The following is a 601-nucleotide window of genomic DNA, read 5'->3' as shown; positions in this document are numbered from 1 at the left end:
GTCGATATCAAGATCGGCGTAATCTTCACGAATTCGCTCACCCAGCTTTTTGCCCATTTCAACGCGAGCACTGTACACAGAGATTTTATCGATGAAAGAATCAGGACGCGCAAAGTAAACAAATTCAAAAATACAAGGATTTAGCTTTGGATTGTCTGCACATTGCTTAGTGAACAGCTCACCTTCAAATGTCGCATACACCGCTTCACCCGGAGCTACGTCACGTACGAAGTCAAAACCGACCGCATCCAACGCAACAGACTCTGATGCAACCATGTATTCCGTGCGACCAGCGACTTCACGCTTGCCTAAACAAAGAGGGCGAATACCATGCGGGTCACGAAACGCAATCATACCGTGGCCGATGATCATCGCAGTTACTGCATAAGCGCCGCGAATAGTACGGTGCACATTGGTAACAGCGCGAAATACATCTTCTGCAGTCACATTGCCTTTTACTGTGTCAATTTCGTGTGCAAGTACGTTGAGCAGCACTTCTGAATCAGAAGTGGTGTTGATGTGGCGGCGATCTTTTTCAAACAGCTTCTGACGAACTTCGGGAGCGTTGGTCAAGTTACCGTTGTGGGCAAGTGTAATACCG

The 601-nt window shown here is 47.6% G+C and carries 1 protein-coding gene; it reads right to left on the bottom strand.

Features of this window, described 5'->3' with window-relative positions:
* The coding region (locus tag R7Q46_RS28410) for an amidophosphoribosyltransferase (protein ID WP_411978790.1) at positions 1-601 on the bottom strand (601 nt) is incomplete at both ends.

It is taken from the genome of Vibrio sp. 811 (assembly GCF_033339195.1).
The sequence above is the reverse complement of the archived record's forward strand: the minus strand, read 5'-3'. Positions and strand labels throughout refer to the sequence as shown.